The 2,612-nt window shown below is 67.2% G+C and carries 2 protein-coding genes; both read left to right on the forward strand.

Annotated features, from left to right (window positions below; translation table 11 throughout):
* A partial coding sequence (locus tag ACLP25_RS22260; protein ID WP_442471323.1) for a fucose isomerase occupies window positions 1-1,336 on the forward strand: 1,336 nt, incomplete at its 5' end.
* A gap of 537 nt (window positions 1,337-1,873) precedes the next feature.
* Window positions 1,874-2,612 (forward strand): substrate-binding domain-containing protein (locus ACLP25_RS22265; protein WP_442471324.1); only part of this gene is annotated, 739 nt, incomplete at its 3' end.

Below are 2,612 nucleotides of genomic sequence, written 5' to 3' on the forward strand. Positions count from 1 at the left end.
CCACCGCGCCCCGATTCTGACCGTCGCCAACTGGTCCGGCGAGTGGCCGGGCCTCGTCGGCATGCTGAACCTCAACGGCTCGCTGACCAAAGCGGGCGTTCCCTACAGCACGCTGTGGAGCGAAACCTTCGCCGACGATCTCTTCAAGAAGAAGCTGCACCAGTGGCTGCAGGTGGGGCACGTGACCCACGACCTGTCGCACGTCCACCCCTTCGTTCCCGCCGCCGCGCCGGACCAGGCCCGGGCGGTTGCGAAGGAGGTCGCCGCCAGCTTCCGCCACCGCCGGGCGATCATGGGTATCTTCGACGAGGGCTGCATGGGGATGTACAACGCCATCATCCCCGACGAACTGTTGTTCCCGCTCGGCGTCTTCAAGGAGCGCCTGTCGCAGTCCGCGCTCTTCGCCGCCTCGCGCGAAGTCTCCGACGCCGAGGCGCGCGCCGTCTACGACTGGCTGGTCAAGAAGGGCATGACGTTCCATTTCGGGATGAACCCGGAAACCGATCTGACCCTCGATCAAGTCCTCGACCAGTGCCGGATGTACATCGCCGCCGCCCGGATCGCGGAAACCTTCGGCTGCGACGCGATCGGCATCCAGTATCAGCAGGGCATGAAGGACGTGATGCCCGCGTCGGACCTAGCGGAGGGGATGCTCAACAACGACGACCGTCCGCCGGTGAAGACCGTCGACGGCGGCGTGATCCGCGACGGCCAGGCGATCGTGCACTTCAACGAGGTGGACGAGTGCGCCGGCCTCGACGCCCTGTTCACCAACCGCGTGCATCGCTCCCTCGGCCAGCCGGTCGAGACCACGCTGCACGACATTCGCTGGGGCGACGCCGACCGCAGCGGCACGACCAAGGACTACGTCTGGGTGTTCGAGATTTCCGGCGCCGCCCCGCCCGCGCACCACATCGGCGGATGGGCCGGCAGTGACAGCCTGCGCCAGCCGCCCATGTATTTCCGCCTCGGCGGCGGGACCGTGCGGGGAATCGCCAAGCCCGGCCCGATCGTGTGGTCACGGATCTTCGTCGAAGGGGGCCGGCTCAAGATGGACCTCGGCCGCGCCCATGTCGTCGAGCTGCCGAAGGCGGAGACGGAACGGCGGTGGAACGACACCACGCCCCAGTGGCCGATCATGCACGCCGTCCTGCACGGCGTCTCGCGCGACCAGCTGATGGCCCGTCACAAGGCGAACCACCTCCAGGTCGCCTACGCCAACTCGGACGCGGACGCCGACCTCGCCATGGCGGCCAAGGCGTCGCTTGCGGCGGAGCTCGGCCTGGAAGTTTCACTTTGCGGGGCAAAGGTCGACGGGACGCCGCTCCTGCACTGAGGCTGCGCCGGAACGCGCGCGTCCGCGGTCAAACGGCGCAGACGCGCGGCCAAAATCCGGTTGACGACGGGGACGCAAAGAGGTGACATGCCAGACAGCGGGACGGGAACGACGCATGCGCCACACGGCCGAACGACGAGCCGGAGGCGGCGACTACGGGACGGATTTCCCCTCCACGGGCAGGACGAACGTCCGGCCCTGTGCAGAAGGGTTGGAGTTTGAGGCCGTGCCGTCTCCCGTCATCGCCATCGAGGGCCTCAGCCGGACATTCGGCGGGATTTGCGCCCCCGGCCCGGTGCCGTCGCGTGGCCAGTCGGAGCGCGAGAACCGGACGTCAGAAGGCTCGAAAACCAGCACAAAAAGACTAGGCGCGAGCGATCGCGCGCCGCAGGGCCGCGAGTCTCCGCCGCCCTGCGGCGTCCGCCGCCCGCGCCTCCGCATTTCTGGGTGACGGGGGTCATCTCAGGAAGCAGCGTCCGGGAGGCCGGATCTGAAGCAGGCCGAGAGCGAGGGCGCTCTCAATCGAGGAGGAAATTCATGAACAAGGTTTTAGCCGTTTCGGCGATCGCCATGGTCGCCGCGCTCGGCGCGACGAGCTACGCAGCAGCAGCGGATCAGCCGACGATCCCTGTCATCGTCAAGGACACGACCTCGGCCTATTGGCAGATCGTGTTCGCCGGCGCCCGCCAGGCGGCCAAGGACCTCGGCGTCAAGGTGCCTGAGCTCGGCGCCCAGTCCGAATCCGACATCAATGGCGAGATCACGATCCTCGAGAACGCGGTCGCCGAGAAGCCGGCGGCGGTGGTCATCGCCCCGACCCAGTTCAAGGCGCTCGGCCAGCCGATCGACGAGGCGGCCAAGAAAGTGCCGATCATCGGAATCGACTCCGCGGCCGACTCCAAGGCCTTCACCTCGTTCCTGACCACGGACAACGAGGTGGGCGGACGCATCGCCGCCGACGGCATGGCCGCGGCGATCAAGGACAAGTATGGCAAGGCCGAGGGCGAAGTGGCGCTGATCACGCACCTGCCCGGCGTCGGCTCGCTCGAAGCGCGCAACAAGGGCTACAAGGAAGAGCTGGCCGAGAAATATCCCGGTCTGAAGCTGGTCGCCGACAAGGTCTCTGACGGCAACGCCACGACTGGCCTCAACATCATGACCGACCTGATCACCGCCAACCCGAACCTGCGCGGCGTGTTCGCCGACAATCTCATCCAATGCCAGGGCGCGAGCCAGGCGATCGCGGAGAACAAGAAGGGCGACACGATCAAGCTCG

The organism is Roseiarcus sp., from assembly GCF_052145395.1.
In the GTDB taxonomy this organism is placed as follows: Bacteria; Pseudomonadota; Alphaproteobacteria; order Rhizobiales; family Beijerinckiaceae; genus Roseiarcus.